This is a genomic window from Synechocystis sp. LEGE 06083, assembly GCF_015207725.1.
Lineage (GTDB): Bacteria > Cyanobacteriota > Cyanobacteriia > Cyanobacteriales > Microcystaceae > Synechocystis > Synechocystis salina.
In genome coordinates this window covers 1-2,367 of sequence record NZ_JADEWJ010000395.1, presented here as the reverse complement: position 1 = coordinate 2,367, position 2,367 = coordinate 1, and the positions used below count along the sequence as shown (strand labels likewise).

The window sequence follows — 2,367 nt, the reverse complement described above, 5'->3', positions numbered from 1 at the left end:
AGCCCAATCAGAACCTCGGTTTGATTACGTCAAAATTGCGATCGCCTCCCCCGAAAGGATCCGCCAGTGGGGAGAACGCACCCTACCGAACGGCACCGTAGTGGGGGAAGTGACCAAACCCGAAACCATTAACTACCGGACCTTAAAGCCGGAAATGGACGGTCTGTTCTGTGAAAAAATCTTCGGCCCTTCCAAGGATTGGGAATGCTGGTGCGGCAAATACAAACGGGTACGGCACCGGGGCATTGTCTGTGAACGCTGTGGCGTAGAAGTAACGGAATCCCGCGTCCGGCGTCACCGCATGGGCTATATCAAATTGGCCGCCCCCGTCACCCACGTGTGGTACCTCAAAGGCATTCCTAGCTACCTCAGCATCCTTTTGGACATGGCCCTGCGGGATGTGGAGCAGATCGTCTACTTTAACGCCTACGTGGTACTTGACCCCGGCAACGCCAGCAATTTGCAGTATAAACAACTGTTGACGGAAGACCAGTGGGTGGAAATCGAAGACCAAATTTATGCCGAAGACTCGGAACTAGAAGGCATCGAAGTGGGCATTGGTGCCGAAGCAGTGCAACGGCTATTGGCGGAATTGCAACTGGAGGAAGTGGCGGAAAAGCTACGGGAAGAAATTCTGGCCAGTAAAGGGCAAAAGCGGGCCAAGCTCATTAAACGTCTGCGGGTAATTGATAATTTCATCGCTACCCACTCCCAAGCGGAATGGATGACCCTGGATGTGATTCCTGTTATTCCACCGGATCTCCGCCCTATGGTGCAGTTAGATGGGGGGCGGTTTGCCACCTCTGACCTAAACGATCTTTATCGGCGGGTAATCAACCGTAATAACCGTCTGGCCCGTTTGCAGGAAATCCTCGCCCCGGAAATTATTGTCCGTAACGAAAAACGGATGCTCCAGGAAGCGGTGGATGCCCTCATTGATAACGGCCGCCGGGGTCGCACGGTGGTAGGGGCCAACAATCGAGCCCTTAAATCCCTCTCCGACATCATTGAAGGTAAGCAGGGTCGTTTCCGTCAGAACCTCTTGGGTAAACGGGTCGACTACTCCGGTCGTTCCGTCATTGTGGTGGGGCCCAACCTCAAAATTTATCAATGTGGGCTGCCCCGGGAAATGGCGATCGAGCTCTTCCAGCCCTTTGTGATTCACCGCTTGATCAAACTGGGCATTGTCAACAATATCAAAGCAGCCAAGAAGTTAATTCTCAAGGGAGACCCCCAAATCTGGAGCGTGCTGGAAGAAGTGATTACCGGCCACCCTGTCATGCTCAACCGGGCCCCCACCCTACACCGTTTGGGTATTCAGGCCTTTGAACCAATTTTGGTGGAGGGACGGGCAATCCAACTCCATCCCCTAGTGTGTCCCGCTTTTAACGCTGACTTCGACGGTGACCAAATGGCGGTACACGTGCCCCTGTCTCTGGAAGCCCAGTGTGAAGCCCGGCTATTAATGCTAGCCTGCCACAACGTTCTTTCCCCTGCCACCGGGAAGCCCATTGTGGCGCCCTCCCAAGATATGGTACTGGGCTGTTATTACCTCACAGCGGAAAATCCCAACGCCCAGAAGGGAGCCGGACGTTACTTTGCCGGTATTGAAGACGCTCTGCGGGCCTACGACCATGGCCAGGTGAACCTCCACGCCCAAATTTGGATTCGTCACCTGGATGAGGAGGTAGTGACGGAAAAACCAGATACGGAAGTTCTCAAAACCGAGGAATTGGGAGATGGCACGGTAATGAAATATTATCGGGAACGGAAGGTGCGGGAAGCAGCGGACGGGGAAATCATCACCCAGTACATTCAAACGACTCCAGGGCGAATCATCTACAACAAAACGATCGCCGAAGCGTTGGTCTTTTAAAGTTGGCCAAAGCCATTAGTTAGTTTATCCAGCCGTTTAACTTTTCGGAGTTACGGCTGTTTTTTTGCAATGGCAAGGCTCAAGGATTAATCCAACTCAAATTCATCTTGCCACTGTTGGTCTTGGGGCCGTTGGGGCTGGGGCGTTTTAGCTAAAACGAAATTTTCCAACACTAAGTAATCCATTTCCGTCCGCATAAAGCAACGGTAGGCATCCTCTGGGGTGCAAACAATGGGTTCTCCCCGCACGTTGAAAGAAGTGTTGACCAGAACCCCACAGCCAGTTAACGCTTCAAATGCCTGCAGCAACTGATAATAGCGGGGATTAGTGTCCGGGTGGACGGTTTGAATACGGGCAGAATTATCCACGTGGGTAATGGCGGGGAGCTGGGAGCGGGGAATGTTTAACTTTTCGATGCCAAATAATTGCTCCTGCTCTGGGGTCAGCGGCAAACGCAGTTCTTCCTGCACATCGGCCACAATCAACATGTA

2 protein-coding genes are annotated in these 2,367 nt (G+C 52.6%); one reads left to right on the top strand and one right to left on the bottom strand.

Annotated elements, in window-relative coordinates:
• The coding region (gene rpoC1 / locus IQ219_RS19025) for a DNA-directed RNA polymerase subunit gamma (RefSeq protein WP_194073650.1) at nucleotides 1–1,876 on the top strand (1,876 nt) is incomplete at its 5' end.
• Nucleotides 1,877–1,962: 86 nt separating this feature from the next.
• Here the strand turns inward: rpoC1 and IQ219_RS19020 are convergent.
• Nucleotides 1,963–2,367, bottom strand: a 405-nt coding sequence (locus tag IQ219_RS19020; protein WP_304650698.1) for a carbamoyltransferase C-terminal domain-containing protein, incomplete at its 5' end; no start/stop codon positions are given.